Annotated in this window: 20 protein-coding genes; 17 read left to right on the top strand and 3 right to left on the bottom strand. The window is 44.5% G+C overall.

Annotated features, from left to right (window positions below):
- Positions 1-13: 13 nt before the first annotated feature.
- Positions 14-1,210 (top strand): methyltransferase, encoded by a 1,197-nt coding sequence (locus KHN79_RS08480; RefSeq protein ID WP_182008387.1) that lies wholly within the window; start codon positions 14-16, stop codon positions 1,208-1,210.
- A gap of 92 nt (positions 1,211-1,302) precedes the next feature.
- Here KHN79_RS08480 and ald read toward each other — a convergent pair whose 3' ends face one another.
- On the bottom strand, positions 1,303-2,427 hold the full coding sequence (ald, locus tag KHN79_RS08475) for an alanine dehydrogenase (RefSeq protein WP_182008386.1): 1,125 nt from the start codon (positions 2,425-2,427) through the stop codon (positions 1,303-1,305).
- Between the two features lie 156 nt (positions 2,428-2,583).
- On the opposite strand from ald, the gene lrp reads away from it, so the two are divergent.
- The 6 genes from lrp (at position 2,584) to KHN79_RS08445 (ending at position 10,842) form a co-directional block, all read left to right on the top strand.
- Positions 2,584-3,078, top strand: a complete 495-nt coding sequence (gene lrp / locus KHN79_RS08470) for a leucine-responsive transcriptional regulator Lrp (protein WP_005378234.1) — start codon at positions 2,584-2,586, stop codon at positions 3,076-3,078.
- A 151-nt stretch (positions 3,079-3,229) separates the two neighbouring features.
- Positions 3,230-6,286: a DNA translocase FtsK 4TM domain-containing protein gene (locus tag KHN79_RS08465; RefSeq protein WP_182008385.1), complete on the top strand. Its 3,057-nt coding sequence runs from the start codon at positions 3,230-3,232 to the stop codon at positions 6,284-6,286.
- Between the two features lie 76 nt (positions 6,287-6,362).
- Positions 6,363-6,989 (top strand): outer membrane lipoprotein chaperone LolA, encoded by a 627-nt coding sequence (lolA, locus tag KHN79_RS08460; RefSeq protein WP_182008384.1) that lies wholly within the window; start codon positions 6,363-6,365, stop codon positions 6,987-6,989.
- Between the two features lie 66 nt (positions 6,990-7,055).
- Complete coding sequence (locus KHN79_RS08455; RefSeq protein WP_280519662.1) at positions 7,056-8,345, top strand: replication-associated recombination protein A; 1,290 nt, start codon at positions 7,056-7,058, stop codon at positions 8,343-8,345.
- 97 nt (positions 8,346-8,442) lie between these two features.
- A complete protein-coding gene (gene serS / locus KHN79_RS08450; RefSeq protein WP_182008382.1) occupies positions 8,443-9,750 on the top strand; it encodes a serine--tRNA ligase in 1,308 nt (435 codons plus the stop codon).
- 192 nt (positions 9,751-9,942) lie between these two features.
- Positions 9,943-10,842 (top strand): N-acetylmuramidase domain-containing protein, encoded by a 900-nt coding sequence (locus KHN79_RS08445; protein WP_182008381.1) that lies wholly within the window; start codon positions 9,943-9,945, stop codon positions 10,840-10,842.
- A 530-nt stretch (positions 10,843-11,372) separates the two neighbouring features.
- On the opposite strand, the gene bioA is transcribed toward KHN79_RS08445, so the two are convergent.
- A complete protein-coding gene (gene bioA / locus KHN79_RS08440; RefSeq protein WP_182008380.1) occupies positions 11,373-12,650 on the bottom strand; it encodes an adenosylmethionine--8-amino-7-oxononanoate transaminase in 1,278 nt (425 codons plus the stop codon).
- 130 nt (positions 12,651-12,780) lie between these two features.
- On the opposite strand from bioA, the gene bioB reads away from it, so the two are divergent.
- From bioB to bioD, 4 genes are read left to right on the top strand one after another with little or no spacing between them, the layout of a single operon-like run.
- Positions 12,781-13,833, top strand: coding sequence for a biotin synthase BioB (bioB, locus tag KHN79_RS08435; protein ID WP_182008379.1), 1,053 nt, complete (start codon positions 12,781-12,783; stop codon positions 13,831-13,833).
- Positions 13,820-14,971: an 8-amino-7-oxononanoate synthase gene (gene bioF / locus KHN79_RS08430; protein ID WP_182008378.1), complete on the top strand. Its 1,152-nt coding sequence runs from the start codon at positions 13,820-13,822 to the stop codon at positions 14,969-14,971. The genes bioB and bioF overlap by 14 nt, the downstream gene beginning before the upstream one ends.
- Positions 14,971-15,780 carry a malonyl-ACP O-methyltransferase BioC gene (gene bioC / locus KHN79_RS08425; RefSeq protein ID WP_182008377.1) on the top strand — a complete coding sequence of 270 codons (810 nt, stop codon included), beginning with the start codon at positions 14,971-14,973 and terminating at the stop codon, positions 15,778-15,780. The genes bioF and bioC overlap by 1 nt, the downstream gene beginning before the upstream one ends.
- Before the next feature lie 3 nt (positions 15,781-15,783).
- Positions 15,784-16,461 carry a dethiobiotin synthase gene (gene bioD, locus KHN79_RS08420; RefSeq protein WP_182008872.1) on the top strand — a complete coding sequence of 226 codons (678 nt, stop codon included), beginning with the start codon at positions 15,784-15,786 and terminating at the stop codon, positions 16,459-16,461.
- 86 nt (positions 16,462-16,547) lie between these two features.
- Here the strand turns inward: bioD and KHN79_RS08415 are convergent, their stop codons facing one another.
- Positions 16,548-16,715 (bottom strand): hypothetical protein, encoded by a 168-nt coding sequence (locus KHN79_RS08415; RefSeq protein WP_182008376.1) that lies wholly within the window; start codon positions 16,713-16,715, stop codon positions 16,548-16,550.
- Between the two features lie 348 nt (positions 16,716-17,063).
- Here KHN79_RS08415 and htpX point away from each other — a divergent pair, with 348 nt between their 5' ends.
- The 6 genes from htpX (at position 17,064) to KHN79_RS08385 (ending at position 22,645) form a co-directional block, all read left to right on the top strand.
- Positions 17,064-17,930 (top strand): protease HtpX, encoded by an 867-nt coding sequence (gene htpX / locus KHN79_RS08410; protein WP_182008375.1) that lies wholly within the window; start codon positions 17,064-17,066, stop codon positions 17,928-17,930.
- A 201-nt stretch (positions 17,931-18,131) separates the two neighbouring features.
- On the top strand, positions 18,132-18,551 hold the full coding sequence (locus KHN79_RS08405; RefSeq protein ID WP_182008374.1) for a nuclear transport factor 2 family protein: 420 nt from the start codon (positions 18,132-18,134) through the stop codon (positions 18,549-18,551).
- Entirely contained in the window at positions 18,548-19,273 is a 726-nt protein-coding gene (locus KHN79_RS08400; RefSeq protein WP_182008373.1) for an SDR family oxidoreductase, read from the top strand. The genes KHN79_RS08405 and KHN79_RS08400 overlap by 4 nt, the downstream gene beginning before the upstream one ends.
- A 12-nt stretch (positions 19,274-19,285) precedes the next feature.
- Complete coding sequence (locus KHN79_RS08395; RefSeq protein WP_182008372.1) at positions 19,286-20,578, top strand: NAD(P)/FAD-dependent oxidoreductase; 1,293 nt, start codon at positions 19,286-19,288, stop codon at positions 20,576-20,578.
- 1 nt (position 20,579) lies between these two features.
- Positions 20,580-21,395, top strand: coding sequence for a DUF1365 family protein (locus tag KHN79_RS08390; RefSeq protein ID WP_182008371.1), 816 nt, complete (start codon positions 20,580-20,582; stop codon positions 21,393-21,395).
- Positions 21,389-22,645 carry a cyclopropane-fatty-acyl-phospholipid synthase family protein gene (locus KHN79_RS08385; RefSeq protein WP_182008370.1) on the top strand — a complete coding sequence of 419 codons (1,257 nt, stop codon included), beginning with the start codon at positions 21,389-21,391 and terminating at the stop codon, positions 22,643-22,645. The genes KHN79_RS08390 and KHN79_RS08385 overlap by 7 nt, the downstream gene beginning before the upstream one ends.
- The last annotated feature ends 2 nt before the right edge of the window (positions 22,646-22,647 follow it).

Below are 22,647 nucleotides of genomic sequence, written 5' to 3'. Positions count from 1 at the left end.
TGTAGGGGGAGCTATGAACACGCAATTTCAATTTATTAATGACTGCCTAATCGAAAACCAATCACTATGGCGTTTCGATCCCTTCCAGAGCAGTGTTCAACAATTGTTACCCTGGCAAGATTCCCACCCTGATCTTTGTCAGTGGTTAGAATCTCTTACCCCCTCTGAAGTTGAGTGTTTGAAGGAAAACCCAGAACAAGCATTGGCAGAGCTAAGCGTTTATTTGCCTGTATTACAGTCACTCGCTATCCAGACACAGTTGGAGTCTGTACCTCTAAATGGACTGAATCTTGGACGCGGGCTCGATAGTGGTATACCGGGACGTAAACTAGAACAAATCAGTGCAATGGGTGAGGCTGCGATTCAGAATCATCATGGTGAAGAGTGGCTTGAATGGTGCTCTGGAAAGGGCTATCTCGGGCGAGTTCTCACTACACAAACTAACCAGCCAGTCACGAGTTTCGAATATCAACAAGCGTTGTGTGATTCGGGGCAAAAATCAGCTGATGAACAACACTGGAAGATGACCTTTATACAAGGGGATGCGTTTGATACAAAGGCGAAAGCGGTTTTCAAGCCTACACAACACGCAGTGGCATTACATGCTTGCGGGGACTTACACGTTCGTTTGCTTCAGCATGCTACTGAAGCTGGTTTGGCGGCGATAACGATTTCTCCTTGTTGCTATCATCTTATTCAGGCAAATACCTACCAGGCATTATCAGAGATAGCAAAAGTCTCCACGCTCACTCTCTCTAAACAAGAGTTACGCATTCCGCTGCAACAAACTGTCACGGGTGGGGAGCGCGTACGTCGACACCGACGACGAGAAATGATCTTTAGGCTAGGGTTCGATTTGATTACTCGTCAAGAAATGGGGTTTAAAAAGTATCAACCTGTGCCGAGTATTCGGAAATCACAGCTGAGTGAGGGATTTGAAGCTTTTTGTCGTTGGGCTGCTGAATATAAAGTGTTTGAGATAGATCCACAGCTTAACTTCGGCGAGTATGAGGCATTAGCTGAAGCTCGCTTCTGGCATATGGAAAAAATGAGCTTAGTTCAACTGGTTTTTCAACGTCCGCTGGAAATCTGGCTAGCATTAGATAAAGTGCTTTATCTTGAGGAACGTGGTTATTGTGCCAGATTGTTGGAATTTTGCGCTAAATCAGTTACGCCGCGAAATATTTTAATTTTTTCATATAGGAAATAGTTATTATTTATAATCAAATGCTCTATATGAAAAAGCCCACTTAACAGTGGGCTTTTGTAAACAAAACGTGACAAATGTGGATTAATTGATTGTTAATTGAACATTGCAATCGCTTGCTCTGCTTCCACATACTCAAGGTCAAAACTCTCTGCCACTTCTTTACAAGTTACTTTTCCGTGAATCACGTTCAGACCTTCAAGGAAGCCTTTCTCGTCTAGAAGTGCTTTTTGGTAACCCTTGTTCGCTAGTTTCAAAATGTAAGGCAATGTTGCGTTATTCAATGCAAAAGTAGAGGTGCGAGCAACGGCGCCTGGCATGTTTGCTACACAGTAGTGAACAACATCATCAACGACATACGTTGGCTCAGCGTGCGTGGTAGCATGCGAAGTTTCAAAACAACCGCCTTGGTCAATAGCGACGTCAACCACTGCCGCGCCTGGCTTCATCTTAGCAATGTGTGCTTTTGTTACTAGTTTAGGAGCTGCTGCGCCAGGGATTAGAACCGCACCGATCACCAAGTCTGCTTCTACAACATGCTTCTCAATAGCGTCTTCTGTAGAATAAACGACTTTAGCGCGACCTTGGAATTCTTCATCTAATTTACGCAGTGTGTCTACGTTACGGTCAAGAATAGTGACATCAGCCCGAAGGCCAACTGCCATACGAGCAGCATTCGCACCAACCACGCCACCACCAACGATAACGACTTTTGCAGGCTCAACACCCGGTACGCCACCAAGCAGTAAACCTTGGCCACCGTGTGATTTTTCCAGTGTTTGTGCACCTGCTTGAATAGACATCCGACCTGCCACTTCTGACATTGGTGCTAACAGTGGTAAACGACCCATATTATCTGTTACAGTCTCATACGCTATACAGACAGCTTTGCTCTTGATTAGCTCATCAGTTTGTGGAAAATCTGGTGCTAGGTGTAAATAAGTAAATAAAATTTGTCCTTCGCGGAGCATTGCTCTTTCAACAGCTTGGGGTTCTTTTACTTTTACTATCATGTCTGCTTGCGAGAAAACGTCCGCAGCATGAGGGAGAATGGATGCGCCGACAGCGATATAATCGTCGTCTGAAAAACCAATGCCGGCACCTGCATTGGTCTCAACTAAAACTTGGTGACCATGTGAGATTAGTTCTCTCACGCTAGCTGGGATCATGCCAACGCGATATTCGTGGTTCTTGATTTCCTTTGGTACGCCAATGATCATCCTGTATCCTCTTTATATAATGGTTGTATTAACTGTTTGTAGGGTGTTATTGTCGAATTAATAACTAGTATAGTTATTAGTTTGTAAAATTTGGCACCAAATATTAAAAAGTTGTAGTATATTTTTTTGCAAGGAAGTAATAAGGTGGAATAAAAAATGGCAGACAACTATAAAAAGCCGTCCAAGGAACTAGACCGTATCGACCGCAACATTCTTAATGAATTGCAGAAAGACGGTCGTATTTCGAACGTAGAACTTTCAAAACGTGTAGGTCTTTCTCCAACACCATGTTTAGAACGTGTACGTCGATTAGAACGTCAGGGGTACATTACAGGGTATACTGCGTTACTGAATCCGCAGTTTTTAGACGCTTCACTATTAGTGTTCGTTGAAATTACGTTAAACCGCGGAGCACCGGATGTGTTCGAGCAGTTTAACTCTGCGGTTCAAAAACTGGATGACATTCAAGAGTGTCATCTTGTATCAGGTGACTTTGACTATCTTCTGAAAACTCGCGTATCAGATATGGGTGCTTATCGTCGATTGCTTGGCGATACGCTTCTGCGTTTACCTGGTGTAAATGACACTCGTACATACGTAGTAATGGAAGAAGTGAAACAATCTAACCAGCTCGTGATTAAAACTCGTTAATTTCTTGCAAAGAAAGCGGAATATGGTTCCGCTTTCGGCACAGAGTAATTGGGTTTTTCTCTTTGATATGGTTAAATCAATTTACCGAGCGGCTTTGTGCCGCTCGGAATGTTTATAAAGTCCTATTCCATTTCCATATTCAAGTTGATTTATGTTCAGAGAGAACGCAAAGAAAGTCGAAACCATCATCAAGACCAGTGAAGAGCCTCAGTCTTCACGTTTAAATGGCTTCCAACGCTTAAAAGAGTGCTGCTTTATCGTTGGCGTTCTTAGCTCGGTATTGTTAGCCGTCGCGCTATTTACCTTTAGTCCTGCCGATCCTTCTTGGTCTCAAACTGCCTGGGGGGGAGAGATCAATAATGCTGGCGGCCTGTTTGGTGCGTGGTTAGCCGATACTCTATTTTTCACTTTTGGTTCACTTGCTTATCCACTGCCTGTATTAATAGCGGCAGCAGCATGGGTGATTTGCCGCAAACGAAGTGCAGACGAGCCAATTGATCTGATGCTGTGGGGTACAAGAATACTTGGCCTTACCATTCTAATTTTGACCAGCTGTGGTTTAGCCGATATCAACTTCGACGACATCTGGTATTTCTCATCCGGGGGCGTAGTCGGTGATGTGCTCTCCAATCTTGCTCTTCCAACACTTAACGTACTTGGTACTACGCTTGTGCTGCTCTTTCTTTGGGGCGCTGGCTTTACCTTATTTACAGGTATCTCCTGGCTAAATATCGTAGAGTGGGTGGGGGAGCGTACGCTAAGTACAGTTGGTGCGCTAGCTAATATGCTAAGAGGCTCGAAGCAAGAAACCTTAGAACCTCAACTGGATGATTTTATGGAAGATAAAGTTGTTCAGAAGAACTCAGAGCAAGATGCAGACGAAGAGTTACTTCCTCACCTCACCGCATTCGATGTTGAGGAGCCTAAAGCTGGGGCTAAGCCACATGAATATCCTATTTACGTACCTCAAGCTAAAAAAGAATCGCCGATAGAAAAAGCTAGTGAAGATTTAGTTAAGCCGGTAGTAGCATCTGGCGTTATTGCTGAACCCGCTAACGTTCAACCAGATATACCAAAAGCTGTTGATACTCATAATGTTGACCCACTAGTTGAACGTACTAAGCAACTTAACGTAACAATAGAAGAACTAGAGGCCGCTGCCCAACAAGCAGACGATTGGGTAACAGAAGAGCAACCAGCTCAATCAGTATCTCCAGCGTCATCATCTTATACAGAGTCGGCACCTCAAGCGAAACAAGAGTCTGACTCCGATGTATTCCAGAATGAGTCGGAATACTCCGAGTATGCCCAATATGCAGCTCAGCAAGAACAACAGACTCCAGTTGAACCTGAACTGTTTGAAGAGCCGGTCATCGATACCGAGGCACTGGATTATATTTCTGAGCAAACAGAACCGAGCCAACATATTGAGCCGACGATTTCAGACTTTGATGTCCTTGATGAAGAAGATGAATATGTTGAGCCTCAACAGGCGAGAGTTGAACAATCGGTACAAACTAACCTCGCATCTCAAAAGGTTCAGCCAGTTGCCACATCGACAATAGAACCGGCTCCTGTAGTGGAAATCGAAGAGGTTGTTGAAGGTGATCAGGATGTAGCAGCTTTCCAGGACATGGTTTCGGATGCCCAGGCGAAAGTTGCCGCCACACAGAATCCATTCTTGATGAAACAAGAAGAAAACCTGCCAGTGCCAGAAGAACCTCTGCCGACATTAGAACTTCTTTACCATCCGGAAAAACGAGAGAACTTTATTGATCGTGAAGCTCTGGAGCAAGTTGCTCGTTTAGTAGAAAGCAAACTTGCAGATTACAAGATTAAAGCAGATGTGGTGGGTATTTATCCTGGGCCTGTAATCACTCGTTTCGAGTTGGATTTAGCACCTGGTGTAAAAGTCAGCCGTATTTCAGGACTTTCTATGGACTTGGCGCGTGCGCTATCGGCTATGGCTGTACGTGTTGTTGAGGTTATCCCAGGTAAACCTTATGTTGGTTTGGAACTGCCGAATATTAGCCGTCAGACCGTTTTCTTATCTGATGTTGTCAGTAGCCCGCAATTCCAGCAAGCGAAATCACCAACAACGGTAGTACTTGGACAGGATATTGCCGGCGAAGCCGTGATAGCTGATATTGCTAAAATGCCTCACGTTCTTGTAGCTGGTACAACGGGTTCAGGTAAATCTGTCGGCGTAAACGTTATGATCCTGAGTATGCTTTACAAAGCGTCACCAGAAGATCTGCGCTTTATCATGATTGACCCGAAAATGCTGGAGCTTTCTATTTATGAAGGAATTCCTCATCTTCTGTCCGAAGTCGTAACTGACATGAAAGATGCATCTAACGCGCTGCGTTGGTGCGTTGGTGAAATGGAACGTCGTTACAAACTGATGTCGGCGCTCGGCGTGCGTAATGTAAAAGGCTTCAACGAGAAGTTGAAGATGGCAGCAGAAGCAGGTCATCCAATTCATGACCCGTTCTGGCAAGAAGGTGACAGCATGGACACAGAGCCACCGCTGTTAGAGAAGTTGCCATATATTGTCGTGGTAGTTGACGAATTTGCTGACCTGATGATGGTCGTAGGTAAGAAAGTAGAAGAACTGATTGCGCGTTTGGCACAAAAAGCTCGTGCAGCGGGCATTCACTTGATTCTTGCAACACAGCGTCCTTCGGTTGATGTTATCACTGGTCTTATTAAGGCGAATATTCCAACGCGAGTTGCGTTTACTGTATCGACGAAGACAGACTCACGCACGATCCTAGACCAAGGTGGCGCAGAGTCTCTACTTGGTATGGGTGATATGCTTTACTTGCCGCCTGGATCTAGTCACACAACTCGTGTTCACGGAGCGTTTGCATCGGATGATGATGTTCATGCCGTTGTGAATAACTGGAAGGCCCGTGGTAAGCCGAATTACATCGATGAAATTATAAGTGGCGATCAAGGACCTGAAGCGCTACTTCCTGGTGAGCAAATGGAAGCTGACGAAGATGTCGACCCGCTGTTCGATCAAGTAGTTGAGCACGTGGTTCAGTCACGTCGAGGTTCGGTTTCTGGTGTACAGCGTCGCTTCAAAATTGGTTACAACCGTGCAGCTCGAATTGTTGAACAGCTGGAAGCGCAGGGGATAGTGAGTGCTCCTGGTCACAATGGTAACCGTGAAGTTCTGGCTCCGGCGCCTCCAAAAGAATAATGAACTTGTCTTACTCACCTCAGTCTCAAAAGAGGTGAGTAACAATAGGTCTGTTGACCACTTCATAGGTATTTGAATGAAAAAAATATTTTCAGCGAAAGTCTTCTCTGCGCTAGTTTTGAGCTTTTCTCTTTTTTCTACTGCAAATGCAGCTTCTCCAAAATCTGAGTTAAGTAAGCGTTTATCAATAAATGAAGGCTTTAGTGCGGATTTCTCTCAGCAGGTTATCAGCCCTGAAGGTGAGACGGTCATGGAAGGTGAAGGGACCGTAGAAATTGCCCGTCCGAGCCTTTTCCGCTGGAGCACGACGTTCCCGGATGAAAACTTGCTGGTGTCTGACGGTAAAACATTATGGTACTACAGCCCGTTCATTGAACAGGTCAGCATATACTGGCAGGAACAAGCTGCAGAGCAAACGCCATTTGTACTCTTAACGCGCAACCGTGCAAGCGATTGGGATAACTATACTGTATCGCAACAAGGTAACGAGTTCACATTGATTCCTACTGCAGTCGACTCAACTCAGGGGCGTTTCCAGATTAATATTGATGCAAAAGGTATCGTGAAAGGCTTCAATGTCATTGAGCAAGATGGCCAAAAAGGTCTGTTTAAGTTCAGTAATGTCAAACTTGGTAAGCCAGATACCAAAAGATTTACATTCTCCATTCCAAAGGGAGTGGAAGTGGACGATCAAAGGAATTAACGGGTAGTGTCAAATTACACATTAGATTTCTCGGGGGACGAAGATTTTCGTCCCCTTGCTGCACGTATGAGACCGCAAACGGTTGAGCAGTACATCGGTCAGCAACACATTTTAGGGCCAGGCAAGCCTTTGCGTCGTGCACTGGAAGCGGGACATATTCACTCAATGATCCTGTGGGGTCCTCCTGGTACAGGAAAAACAACGCTAGCTGAAGTTGCTGCTAATTACGCTAACGCTGAAGTAGAGCGTGTTTCCGCCGTTACATCGGGTGTGAAAGAGATACGTGCAGCAATTGAGAAAGCACGCGAAAATAAAATGGCTGGTCGCCGCACGATTTTGTTCGTGGACGAGGTGCACCGTTTTAATAAGTCTCAGCAAGATGCATTCTTACCGCACATCGAAGACGGTACCGTTACCTTTATCGGCGCTACAACAGAAAATCCATCGTTCGAACTCAATAACGCTTTATTGTCTCGTGCTCGCGTTTACAAGCTGACCTCTTTAGATAAAAGCGAGATTTTGCTCGCGCTCAACCAGGCGATAAACGATACGCAACGTGGGTTAGGTGAGATATCAGCGCATTTTGCCGATAACGTTCTTGAGCGATTAGCGGAGCTGGTTAACGGTGACGCCCGAATGTCACTTAACTATCTCGAACTGCTGTACGATATGGCTGAAGACAACGCTCAGGGTGAGAAGGAGATTACGCTCAAGTTGTTGGCTGAAGTTGCGGGAGAAAAAGTCTCTCGCTTCGATAACAAAGGCGATATTTGGTACGATCTGATTTCCGCTGTTCATAAATCGATTCGTGGCTCTAACCCCGACGCCGCTTTATATTGGGCGGCGAGAATGATTGCTGCGGGTTGCGATCCGCTTTATATCGCGAGACGATTACTTGCCATCGCCTCAGAGGATGTTGGCAATGCCGATCCTCGCGCAATGCAAGTAGCACTCTCGGCGTGGGATTGTTTTACGCGCGTTGGTCCCGCCGAGGGGGAGAGAGCGATTGCACAGGCGATTGTATACCTAGCGTGCGCTCCTAAGAGTAATGCGGTATACGTGGCGTGGAAACAAGCACTCACAGATGCGCATAACCTACCAGAGTATGAAGTGCCTTATCACTTGCGAAATGCACCAACAAGTTTGATGAAAGACATGGGCTATGGCGAAGAATACCGTTACGCTCACGATGAGCCGGGTGCATACGCCGCGGGTGAACAGTATCTGCCACCTGAAATGGCAGAGCGTAAGTACTATCAGCCGACAAATCGTGGTCTTGAAACCAAAATCGGCGAAAAGTTAGATTACTTGGCTACTTTAGATGCAAATAGCCAACAAAAGCGCTATGAAAAGTAGGCGTTTTTGGATACATTTATTCGATAAATTTTTTATAGCATGCTAGCGCGATGTCAGCTGGTATGCGATTTCATAAATACAAAGCATAGGATTAACAATGCTGGATTCTAAATTACTTCGAACTGAGCTGGATGAAACAGCTGCAAAACTTGCGCGTCGTGGCTTTAAGCTAGACGTAGAAACAATTCGTAAACTTGAAGAACAACGTAAGTCCATTCAAGTAGAAGTTGAAAATTTACAATCCACGCGTAACTCCATCTCCAAGCAAATCGGCCAAAAAATGGCAGCTGGTGATAAAGAAGGTGCAGAAGAAATCAAGAAGCAAATCGGTACACTAGGTAGCGATCTTGATGCGAAAAAAGTTGAGCTTGAGCAAGTAATGGCTCAACTAGACGAAATCACTCTTTCTGTTCCTAACATCCCTGCGGATGAAGTGCCTGATGGTAAAGATGAAGATGACAACGTAGAAGTTGCTCGTTGGGGCGAACCAAAGACTTACGATTTTGAAGTAAAGGATCACGTTGACCTCGGTGAGATGGGCGATGGTTTAGACTTCGCAAGCGCAACTAAGATTACTGGTGCACGTTTCATCGTAATGAAAGGCCAGTTTGCCCGCCTGCACCGCGCAATTGCACAGTTTATGCTTGACCTGCATACAGATGAGCATGGCTACACAGAGATGTACGTGCCATACCTTGTGAACTCTGACAGCCTATTTGGTACTGGTCAGCTACCGAAGTTTGGTAAGGATCTTTTCCACACTGAACCGCTAGTAGAAAAAGCAAGTGATGAAGAGCCACGTAAACTATCTCTGATCCCAACTGCAGAAGTACCTGTGACGAACCTGGTTCGCGACACGATTACTGATGAAGCGGATCTACCGCTTAAAATGACAGCTCACACGCCATGTTTCCGTTCAGAAGCGGGTTCATACGGTCGTGATACTCGTGGCTTGATCCGTATGCACCAGTTCGACAAGGTTGAGCTAGTACAAATTACCAAACCAGAAGATTCAATGAACGCTCTTGAAGAGCTGACTTGCCATGCAGAGAAAGTTCTTCAACTGTTAGAACTTCCTTACCGTAAAGTAGTTCTGTGTACTGGTGATATGGGCTTTGGGGCACGTAAGACTTACGACTTAGAAGTATGGGTACCAGCTCAGGAAACTTACCGTGAAATCTCGTCATGTTCTAACATGTGGGACTTCCAGGCTCGTCGTATGCAAGCTCGTTTCCGTCGTAAAGGCGAGAAAAAACCTGAGCTTGTACACACGCTAAACGGTTCTGGCTTAGCAGTTGGCCGTACAATGGTTGCTATTTTGGAAAACAACCAGGAAGCAGACGGCCGCATTGCAATCCCGACAGTACTACAGAAGTACATGGGCGGCGCAACGCACATCGGTTAATTTCTTAACCTGTAGAACATTAAAACCCAGCTTTTTAGCTGGGTTTTTTGTTATCTGCGTCGAGTAAAACAAGGTTACGATGTAATTCAATTATGGGCGAATGCATAGTTAACCGAAACTATATTAATGATATTTTTCTAAGCTTCTTTGAACTGACAAGCTCCTCCAATACTTACGTAAGGAGGTAGCTTTATGGGTTCGTTAAGATTAAATGGATCCGTTGGTTTAGGTGGCAAAAACGCAGATGCTGATGTCCGGATGGTACAAAGGTCTATTAACCAATTGCTTAGTTCATTGAGAGGAGTAAATGAACTTAAAGTTGATGGAAAGTTAGGCTCAAGACCGGAGAACTCGAAGACTGTAGCTGCAATCAAGGTTTTTCAAAAAAGCGTTGTTGGAATGGTTCGCCCTGACGGACGTATAGATGTTAATGGGAGAAGTCATCGTAAGTTAAGTGGACAGGTTGTCCGACAATCTCTTGCCACTGTATATACACTGCCAATAGTTAGTTCTAAAGAGTCTTTAACTGAGTCTGATTATATAAACGTTGCCCAAAAACTTGGCTGTGAAGCTGCTGCTATTAAAGCTGTATCAGAAGTAGAAAGTCATGGTGACGCTTATTTTAGTAATGGGAAACCAAAGATCTTATTTGAAGCACATATATTTTCTAGGCTGACCTCAAGGGTATATGATACGAGTTATCCAAGCATTTCAAGTAGAAGTTGGAATAGAAGTTTATATATTGGTGGTGTCTCAGAATACACTCGCTTGAATAAAGCTATTAAGCTAAATCCAAATGCAGCCATTCAAGCGGCGTCTTGGGGACGTTTCCAAATCATGGGGTTCAATTTTAAACTGGCAGGCTATTCGACAGCAGAGTCATTTGTAGAAGGGATGTTTAAATCGGAGAAAGCGCAATTATATGCTTTCGTTGCATTTATTGAAAAATCCGGTTTAGCGGAGCATATCCGTGATAAAAACTGGGCGTCTTTTGCTCGTGGTTACAATGGATCTCAGTACCAAAAAAATCAATATGATTTGAAATTAGAAAAGGCTTATAGAAAATATGCTTCGATTAAAGTTGCTTCATAAAACAGTAGTACTTTGGTCTCTTATTAGTTCTTCGGCATGTGCTTCAAGTGACATGGAGTCTCTAGTATTCGAGTGTTTTTCATCACAACCTATCCTTATAGAAATTACAATACACCAGAAAAATAGTCATTTAGAGTTGGTGGCTTTTAGTTTTAAGGGAAAAAGTTTAAGCCAACCAGAGCTGCTAACTGACTTTACGTTGGATCAATATCATCGAGCCTTAGTTGACGAAAAGTCAGTAACATTTAATCTAGGTGAGCGCTCCATATTGTTAAGCGAGTATCATAGCGAAGAGTTTGGTGAGGCTGAAACGATAATTAGCGTTACTCTAAAGCACTTAAAGCAAACTCAATATTTCGAATGTGAAGCGGGTAGTTCCAGTAACTTAAGTCTACTTTTCAAAGAGTAATGCAAATTTTTCCCGAATAGTAAAGATGCAACAAGAATACGTTATTAATCTAATTTACATCGGTGTGTAAGAAACGGTTTGACCAAGTCCTCAAACCGTTTTTCCGTTTTCAAAGAGCTTGTTAAATGAAACAGTCTTGGCGTTGAAGCGCGGTAGCAATCGCATTAACCAGCTTTTCAATGTGCTCTGGCTCGCTTATAAATGGTGGCATCATATAAATAAGTTTTCCGAACGGTCGAATCCACACACCTTGTTCAACAAACAACGCTTGGATTTTTTCCATGTTGACGGGACGATGAGTTTCTACAACGCCAATTGTACCAAGCCAGCGTGTATCTTTGACTAATTCGTACTGTTCTAATTTTGGTAATAACTCCGAAAATAGCGTCTCGATTTGTTTGGTTTGCTGCTTCCAGTTACCTTGCTCTATTAGCTCTAAACTTGCCGTTGCGACGGCGCAAGCGAGTGGGTTACCCATAAAAGTTGGTCCGTGCATAAAACAGCCAGCTTCGCCGCCACACACGGTATCAGCAACCTGCTTGGTTGCTAACGTAGCGGATAACGTCATGTAGCCCCCCGTAAGTGCTTTACCGACACAGAGGATGTCTGGCTGAATATCGGCATGTTCACACGCAAACAGTTTACCGGTACGCCCGAATCCCGTTGCAATCTCATCAGCTATTAATAGCAAGTCATGTTGGTCGCAAAGTTTTCGAACGCCTCTTAAGAACTCTGGATGATAGATTCGCATACCACCTGCACCCTGAACGATAGGTTCTAGGATCACGGCGGCGAGTTCGTGTTGGTGCTGCTTAAGTTTTTGTTCGAAATCTGCCAAGTCTTGCGGGTTCCATTCATCCCAGTAACCTGTAGCTGGTGACTCAGCGAAAATGTGCTCGGGTAAAAATCCTTTATACAGTGAATGCATCGAGTTATCTGGATCGGTGACTGACATTGCAGCGAAAGTGTCACCATGATAGCCGTGTTTTAGAGTAAGGAACTTAGGTCTGCGTTCGCCTTTTGCATGCCAATATTGCAATGCCATTTTCAGGCTGACTTCAACAGCTACGGAACCAGAGTCTGCCAGGAAAACATGCTCAAGATTACTCGGCGCGAGGGAAAGAAGCTTCTTACATAAATTGATGGCTGGCTGGTGGGTAATACCACCAAACATGACGTGCGATACCTGATCAATTTGTTGGTGTGCGGCTTGGTTTAAATGAGGGTGATTGTAGCCATGAATCGTTGACCACCATGATGACATGCCATCTACGAGCTTAGTTCCGTCTTCTAGTTTTATGTGGACACCACTTGCCGAGGCGACTGGGTAACAGGTCAGAGGTGTAAGAGTCGAAGTGTAGGGATGCCAGATGTGCTGGCGGTCAAAGGCAAGATCCATGTCTAATTCCAACTATCGTCTAGATTAAAGTATAACCAAATGTAAACTTTGTTGTTTTTGGTTGTGTTGACAGTTTATCGAGACTCAGTAGACTGTCAACACAACAAAAAAAGTGATCAAAGGAATACACGTGGAAGTTCGTCACAACTGGACGCATGCAGAAGTTCAAGCTCTAATGGAAAAACCATTCATGGATCTTCTGTTCGAAGCTCAGCTTGTTCACCGTCAATACCAACAAACTAATCATGTTCAAGTCAGCACACTGCTATCAATCAAGACGGGTGCATGCCCGGAAGACTGTAAGTACTGTCCTCAAAGTGCCAGATACACAACAGACATAGAAAAAGAGCGCTTGATGGAAGTGGAGCGCGTACTCGACGCCGCTCAAAAAGCAAAGAATGCTGGTTCAACCCGATTCTGCATGGGTGCAGCGTGGAAGAATCCGAAACAGCGTGATATGCCACATTTGACGGATATGATCAAAGGCGTGAAAAGCATGGGCTTAGAAACCTGTATGACGCTGGGCATGCTGACACCAGATCAAGCGCAGCAACTTGCCGATGCAGGCCTGGATTACTATAACCACAACCTAGATACTTCGCCTGAGTTTTACGGCAATATCATTACTACTCGCACTTATCAGGATCGCTTGGATACCTTGTCTCATGTCCGCGATGCTGGGATGAAAATTTGCTCCGGTGGCATTATTGGTATGGGCGAAAGTGCTAATGACCGTGCTGGTCTATTAGTTGAGCTGGCAAATCTACCTACTCATCCGGAAAGTGTACCTATCAATATGCTCGTGAAGGTCAAAGGTACGCCACTAGAAAAAGTGGAAGACGTTGATCCATTCGACTTCATTCGCCTGATCGCCATCGCACGCATCATGATGCCTCAGTCTGCCGTCCGTTTATCCGCAGGTCGCGAAAACATGAACGAGCAGATGCAAGCGCTGTGTTTTATGGCAGGCGCGAACTCAGTTTTCTACGGCTGTAAGCTTCTGACGACCCCAAACCCTTCAGAAGACAAAGATATGATGCTATTTAAGAAACTTGGGATTAACAGCCAACAAGTTTCTCAGAAGCCAGATGAAATCGAAGAGAACGAGTTGCTTGACCGCGTAGTAGAGCGTGTTGCGGCTCGACCGACGAAAGACGATCTTTTCTACGATGCCAGCGTTTAAATCCCGTATCGAATCAGCACTTTCTCAACGAAAAGAGCAGGGACTTAATCGTTCCCTCAACCTAGTGTTTGCCGGTAATCAGTCCATTCTGGAACACGATGGCAAACGCTATATCAATTTTTCCAGTAACGATTATCTCGGATTGGCTAATGACCAAGCGCTGATCCGTGCTTGGCAGCAAGGGTTAAGTGTTTACGGTAGTGGTAGTGGTGCTTCACCGATGGTTACTGGATTTAGTGCTGCCCACAGCAACTTAGAAGCAGCGCTGACTGAGTGGCTAGGTTATGAACGGGCAATACTTTTTGGTTCGGGATTCAGCGCCAATCAAGCCTTACTGTTTACCTTACTGGAAAAATCCGATGTCTTACTGCAAGACAGGCTCAATCACGCCTCTTTGATGGAGGCTGGTGCTTTGTCTCCGGCTAAAATGAAACGTTTTAAGCATAATGATCTAGTTCACCTGAAGTCTTTGATTGATGAAGAGAGCAATCATCTTGTGGTTACGGAAGGCGTCTTCAGTATGGATGGTGACTGTTCGCCATTAGATGAGATAGCCAAACTTACCCAAGCTAATGACGCTTGGCTTGCTGTGGATGACGCGCATGGTATTGGTGTCCTTGGTAATACTGGTGGTGGTTCCTGTGAGTACGCTAACGTCAAACCTGAGATTCTGGTTGTTACCTTTGGTAAAGCATTCGGTATGTCCGGAGCGGCTATTTTATGTGATCGAGTAACTGGTGACTTTCTGACTCAGTTTGCGAGACATCATGTGTATTCTACGGCCATGCCACCTGCACAAGCTTTTGCGTTAACGCATGCCGTTTCTATTGTTCAAGAGCAGAGCTGGAGGCGTGAAAAACTGGCTGAGTTAGGTGCTTACTATAAAGAGTGCTTACAAAATACGGAGGGCTTTGTAGATACCATGACTCCGATTAAGCCTTTCGTTGTTGGTGAATCAGAACAGGCATTAAGTGTAGCCAACTCTTGTCGGCAGCATGGTTTTTGGGTTACAGCTATTCGACCGCCTACGGTACCTCTAGGTACGTCCCGGCTGCGTATCACCGTGACCGCGAATCACAGCAAAGACCAAATTAAAACACTGTCTCACGCACTTGAACAAGCATTAGGAGCGCGGTAATGGAGCATGCTGAACAAATAGCATCACAACTTGAAGTACAAGACAAGAAAGCCATCGCGACTTCCTTTGGTAAAGCTGCTGAGACTTATGATAAGCATGCGGCTTTTCAAAGAGATGTAGGGCATCGGCTATTGGAGAAACTCCCGAGCGATTTATCTGGCAAGCGGGTGTTAGACCTTGGATGTGGAACCGGCTATTTCTCCGCGCTGTTACAGGAACGTGGAGCAGACCTGGTATGTGTTGATATCTCGCAAGGGATGCTAGATAAAGCTCAGCAACGTTGTGGAAAAAAAGGCAGAGCAACCTTTGTTCTTGCCGATGCGGAAAACTTGCCCTTTGGAGAAAACAGCTTTGACTATGTGTTCTCAAGCCTGGCACTTCAGTGGTGCTGTGATTTGAGTTATCCCCTTAAAGAAATACGAAGAGTATTAAGAGAGGGTGGTAAGGGACTTTTTTCCACACTTACAGACGGCTCACTCTACGAGCTACGTGAATCCTGGAAAAAAATTGATGCATATCAACACGTGAATAACTTTATAACTATCAATCAGGTAAAAATTGCGTTGGCGCAATCTCAATGCCATAACCATCATCTAGACTTGAACTTGATCACAGTTTGGTACGACGCTGCATTTTCTGTAATGCGTGACTTAAAAGGCATTGGTGCAAATCACGTCAGTGGGCGTTCACCTGCTCTTACGAGTCGAAGCACTTTGTTGCAAGTAGACCGCGAGTACCAAAAATTTAAAAACGATAAAGGTCTTTTACCTGCAAGTTATCAGGTTTGTTTTGGAGTAATACATCTATGATTGATGCTTTTTTTTATTGCTGGTACGGATACTGATGTAGGAAAAACAGTCGCTTCGAAAGCTATTTTACAAGCTTTGGCGGCTAAAGGGTTGAGTACCATTGGCTATAAGCCGGTGGCTGCAGGAAGCGAAAAGACAGAGCAAGGCTTGCGTAACGATGATGCGCTGCATCTGCAAAAGGTCGCGACGGTAGAAGCGGCTTATGATGATATTAATCCGTACGCCTTAGAATTGCCTACGTCACCTCATATTGCGGCGAAACATGAACACGTGACGATCGAGTACAACGTATTAAGCGAGAAACTAGCTCAGCACAAAGCAAGAGCAGACGTTGTATTAGTTGAAGGAGCTGGTGGGTGGCGTGTACCTGTTTCTGACACTGACAGCCTGTCAACTTGGGTCAAACAAGAACAGTTACCGGTTGTCTTAGTGGTAGGGATCAAGCTTGGGTGTCTGAGCCATGCACTATTAACAGCAGAGACGATTAGAGCTGACGGTCTGAACCTTATAGGATGGGTAGCTAGCCGAGTAAATCCGGGTACTGAGCATTACGCAGAGATTATTGAAATGCTGGAGGAGAGACTGGATACACCTAAGATAGGTGAAATCCCTTATGTCCCAAGTGCTAAGCGTCAGGAACTCGGTAAGTACATTGACGTCGAGCCATTGCTCAATCTTTGATTACCAGGTCAATAGACCCGAAATTAAAATACTGAAAGGGCTGCGTAGTGCAGCCCTTTCCTTTTTATATTCAACCTTATTAAGGTTTACTTCTCGTTACTAAGTCCCATTAGGGCATGTTGTGTTTCTGCGACACGATTGGCCATGTGGTCATCAGTTGAAATACCAAGCTGTTGCTTTGCCTCATCCTCTGAGATCCCTAGGTGACAGCGCAGTAAATCGATAGCCATTTGATAGTCGTTAGTTTCTACCATGATTTTTCCCTCATGACATGGAAGTTTTGAGCCACTAAACTTTAGTTAGCTCTTTACCGTTCGTTTGAATTGAATTTAGCATGCTTATTGATGAGGGCAATAAGACCAAAGTCTAAACCTATTCTAATATACTGTTTTTAAGCTATAAAAATGTTTGAATAATTCAGCTAAGAAAACAAATGTTGCAATTTATTGCTTAACCTTGTTTTTAATAGAGATAAACTATATCTATAAGGCACGGAGCGCGAAACCAAGCGGAATCGGCTTTTAGAGCAATAATTTCTAAGGTCAACAGACCCTAATAACAATCCGTTTTAAAAAAACGATAAGCTTCCTCGGAGAAAAGAAATGAAGCGAATTATGTTATTCCTGGCAACAAACCTAGCAGTCGTGCTGGTACTAAGCGTTGTTCTGAATATTGTTTACGCTACCACTGGAATGCAGCCAGGCAGTCTGTCTGGTCTACTCGTCATGGCAGCAGTCTTTGGTTTTGGTGGTGCACTGATTTCGTTAATGATGTCTAAAGGCATGGCATTACGTTCAGTTGGGGGTATGGTCATTGAAAGCCCGCGCAACGAAACAGAGCACTGGTTATTAGAAACGGTCGGTCGTCAGGCTCAGCAAGCGGGTATTGGTATGCCAACCGTAGCTATCTACGACTCACCTGACATTAACGCTTTCGCGACAGGTGCAAAGCGAGATGACTCTCTCGTAGCAGTATCAACGGGGCTTTTACACAACATGACCCGTGATGAAGCCGAAGCGGTACTAGCACATGAGGTTAGCCATATCTCGAATGGTGATATGGTTACTATGACCTTGATGCAAGGCGTAGTGAATACGTTTGTTATCTTCCTTTCTCGCTTTATTGCCAATATTGTCGCGTCGAATGACAATGAAGAAGGCGAAGGCGGTTCAAACATGATGGTGTACTTTGGTGTCTCCATGGTGTTGGAACTAGTGTTCGGTTTCCTGGCAAGCTTTATTACCATGTGGTACAGCCGTCATCGTGAGTTCCACGCAGATGCGGGTGCGGCTAGATTAGTCGGTAAAGAGAAAATGATTGCGGCACTTGAACGCTTGAAAATGAGCCAGGAGTCAAAGTTGGACGGTACCATGATGGCATTTGGGATCAACGGTAAGCAGTCTCTGACTGAGCTACTAATGAGCCACCCGCCATTAGATAAACGTATTAACGCATTACGTAATCAATAAGCTTAATTAACTAATTTTCTGAAAAGGCTTGGTTTTTACCAAGCCTTTTTTTTCGCCTGTCTGATCGTTCGTTTACTCCTTCACGTATCAATCCTCAGTAATAAAGTTATACAAAATATTTTTTGTATAACTTTGTGTGATTGCGCTAAGTTATACATATGATGTTTTTGTATAACTATTTTAAGTAAGCAGGAGCAAAACATGGAGATAGGCTCTGTTGTCGAGGTTTACCAAAAACTCGATAAGCAAAACTTACATCTATTGGAAGAGATTTATCACCCTGACGTGGTTTTTGAGGATGCGGCACATCGGCTTGAAGGGAGAACTGCGCTTTATGATTACTTTCAGTCACTTTACGCCAATGTAAACCGCTGTGACTTTGTGATAGATGAGCAACAGCAGGTCGGAGATACTGGCTTTCTCACCTGGAGAATGGAACTCCAGCACCCTAAGCTCCAAAACGGTGCTCCTATTCTGGTTAATGGAGCGTCCCATCTCAAGTTTTCTCAAGGGCAGGTTATCTACCATCGCGACTACTTTGATCTCGGTGAAATGCTCTATGAAAACCTACCTCTACTTGGTTCGGTGATAAGGCTCGTTAAGCAGAGGCTAGGGCAATGAGTAGTACAGTATTAATCACTGGTGCCACGTCAGGTATCGGTAAGCAGCTTGCGCAAGATTATGCGCAGTCAGGCTGGAAAGTGATTGCCTGTGGACGTAACGAAAGAGTGCTTACTGAACTGAGCAACGGCTCTGCTCTTATCGACATGCTTAAATTTGACGTGACGGACTACGATGAAACTCTTAGAACGTTGTCATCACTGAACGTTGTCCCGGATACCTGGATATTTAATGCCGGTGATTGTGAGTACATGGACCACGGCCAAGTAGATGCGAAACTCATGTCGAGAGTACTTAATGTCAATGTGCTTGGGGTAGCGAATTGTGTTGAAGGGTGTCAGGGCTATTTCAAGCCTGGCCACCGAGTTGTGATTATCGGTTCGATAGCATCCGAGGTTGCGCTGCCGAGAGCGGAAGCGTATGGCGCATCAAAAGCGGCCGTTAGTTACTTTGCTCGTTCACTGGCGCTAGATCTGCAAAAGAACGGCATTAAGGTGATAACTGTATTTCCCGGTTTCGTGGAAACCCCGTTAACCGACAGAAATAACTTCGAGATGCCAATGATTATCTCCGTAGAACAAGCGTCTGAGTCGATAAGAAAGCAACTCTTGTCGAACAAAAATCATATCTATTTCCCGACGAGATTTACCAGCATTCTTCGTTTTATTTCATTGCTTCCGTACAACTGGCAAGCTCGTTTAACGCGTAAACTTTTGTCGTAAAAAGGATTAAATATGAAAATTGCAATTGTAGGGACTGGAATATCAGGATTAACGTGTGGTTATTATTTGCACAAGGAACATGAAATTACCTTGTTTGAAGCAAATGATTATATTGGTGGGCACACAGCAACGGTTGATGTAAATATTGACGGCAATGATTATGCCGTTGACACGGGGTTCATCGTTTATAACGACCGCACTTATCCTAATTTCATTAACATGATGAAGGAAATTGGTGTCGAAGGCGTACCGACCCAGATGAGCTTTAGTGTGCGAAATAACGGAAGCGGATTAGAGTACAACGGACATACAATTACGACACTATTTGCCCAAAAGCGTAACTGGGCAAATCCAGCTTTTTACCGCTTTATTTTCGAGATCCTTCGCTTTAACAAGTTAGCGAAGTCGTTCGCAGACAAAGAAGATACCAGCATACAAACGCTGGGTGAGTTTCTCGATGAGAACAAATTCAGCGCATACTTTTCGGATAATTACATTCTTCCTATGGGGGCGGCGATTTGGTCTTCTACCTTGGCAGATATGCGCGCCTTTCCCTTAATGTTTTTCCTGCGTTTTTTCCTGAACCATGGATTGTTAGATGTGACGAATCGTCCGCAGTGGTATGTCATTAAGGGAGGTTCACGCGCTTACATCCCACCACTTACTAAAGGGTTTGCAGATAAAATTCGCCTCAACAGCCCTGTCGAAAGTGTTACACGCAGTAAAGGTCGTGTCTTACTGCACGTCAATGGTACAACGGAATGGTTTGACGAAGTAATCTTTGCCTGCCATAGCGACCAAGCTATGAAAATGCTTGATGACTCAAGTGTTGATGAGCGCACTATTCTTGGCGATATGGCGTATCAAGCTAATGAAGTTGTGTTGCATACAGATACCAGTTTGCTTCCAAAACGTAAAGCGGCTTGGGCATCGTGGAATTATCTTCTCGACGGTAAAAAGGGTGATCATCTAAAGTTGCCGTCACTGACTTACAACATGAATATCCTCCAGCATTTGAATTCGGAGCATACCTTCTGTGTGACGTTAAATAGTACAGAGCAAATAGACGAACGAAAAATGTTGCGTACGTTCACGTATCATCATCCTGTATTCACCACCGAATCTATTGCTGCTCAACAAAGAAAAGACGAAATTCAGGGCATTACGAATACGTGGTTCTGCGGCGCTTATTGGTACAACGGATTCCATGAAGATGGTGTGCGTAGTGCACTAGATGTGGTGAAAGCGCTGGAAAATAAATATCAACAGCGTGACGCGGTCACGTTGCACCAAGGCGCGGCGTAATATGGCCAGCGAAATTAAGAGTCGGCTATTTATTGGTAGTGTGCGACATCGTCGATTCACCCCCGTTTTGCATGAGTTGAACTACTCGTTATTTATGCCGGCCATTGATGTTGATGAGATTGATGAACTTGAAAGCAAAGTATGGGGATTCGGTACGCGCTGGTGGCATTGGGCAAGGTTTAAACGAAGCGATTACGTCGGTCAAGGTAGTTTAAAAACAGCGGTACGGGATAAATTAGCAGCGTTAACTGGCAATAAATGTGACGGTAAAGTGATCGCTGTTTGCCATTTGCGCTATTTAGGCTTCTATTTTAGTCCTGTTAATTTCTACTATGTTTATAACAAGAAGGGGGAGTGGAAATACATTCTGGCTGAAGTGAGCAATACGCCTTGGAATGAGCGTCATTATTATGCGATAGCGGCAAATAGTGATGACGAACACTTTGGTTGGAAACAAGATAAAGCGTTCCATGTTTCTCCTTTTAATCCTATTGACCAACAGTATTTATGGAAGATAAAACCGCTGACGGATAAGTTAAATATTCATTTGGAATGCCACAAAGGCGAAAAGCATTTTGATGCCACGATGGCAATGAAAGCGAAAACCTTGTCGAGCAAGAATCTGTTGAAGTGTTTGATAGTCACTCCGATACAAACCATAAAAGTGGTCTTCGGAATCTACTGGCACGCATTAAAACTCTGGGTCAAAGGTGCGCCTTTTTATTCTCATCCTAAATATTCCGTTAAGAATGAAAATAAAACTAAGCCAGAAGAGAAAAATAAGGAAAGCAATAACAAGGAGAATTCTGCATGTTGAATAGTGGTGCTATAACATGGCCGTGCGAACTAAGTACGACTCAAAAAGCGGCTCGCAGAGTTATCGTTCAGTGTTTAAAAAACATGGAAGTGGGCAGTTTAACTTTGATTGAGACCTATGCTTCAGAAAGCAACCAAACGAGTGAACGTTTTGATGCTGAGGTTGAAACTCATCTCGGAAAAAAAGTGTCGGCGACCATAGAGGTGAAACATCCCGGCCTGTATTCACGCGTACTACGTGGCGGCAGTATAGCGGCGGGAGAGGCTTATATGGATGGCTGGTGGGATAGCCCGGATCTTACGGCATTGATGAAACTCATGGCGCTCAATATGCGAGCGTTAGATCAGATTGAAGAGCGGGGAAGCTGGTTAACTAAGCTGCTGTACAAAATCAGTCACTGGGCAAATCGAAACTCCCAGGAGAATTCCCGTCAAAATATTCACGCACACTACGATCTGGGTAATTCTCTATACGAGTCATTTCTCGATAGCTACATGCTTTATTCGTCAGCTCTCTACTTACAAGACTCTGACTCGTTGGAGCAAGCGCAAATAAACAAAATGGAGCGTCTGTGCCAGCAGCTCAACCTCCAGCCATCCGATCATGTTATCGAGATTGGAACGGGTTGGGGTGCTATGGCTATATACATGGCTGAGCAATATGGTTGTCAGGTGACGACAACGACGATATCTGAAGAGCAGCACTTGTACACGCAACGTAAGATAGAAGAGAAAGGGTTGGCTGACAGAATTACGTTGTTAAAAGAAGACTATCGAAACCTTTCCGGCAGTTACGACAAACTTGTGTCAATTGAGATGATTGAAGCCGTAGGGAAAGCGTATTTGCCATCTTACATAAAGAAGTGTGAATCGCTACTTAAGTCTGGCGGTATAATGGCAATACAGGCAATCACCATCGCCGATCAGCGTTATGAATACTACAGCAACAACGTCGATTTTATACAGAAGTACATTTTCCCAGGTGGCTTCCTGCCCTCTGTCACTTCGCTTACTCACGCGGCTACTAAGTACAGTGACCTAGTAGTCAGAGACTTGTTCGATATTGGTATCGACTACGCGAAAACACTCAGTGAATGGCATTCCCGTTTTAACCAATCAGAACAAGTTGTTCGTCGTTTTGGCTATGACGATAAGTTTATTCGTATGTGGCGCTTTTACTTGAGCTACTGTGAAGGCGGTTTTCTTGCACGTACTATCAGTGCGGTTCATATGACGTTTCAGCGTCCGTAGGC

It is taken from the genome of Vibrio sp. B1FLJ16 (genome assembly GCF_905175385.1).
Taxonomy (GTDB): Bacteria; Pseudomonadota; Gammaproteobacteria; order Enterobacterales; family Vibrionaceae; genus Vibrio.
The sequence above is the reverse complement of the archived record's forward strand: the minus strand, read 5'-3'. Positions and strand labels throughout refer to the sequence as shown.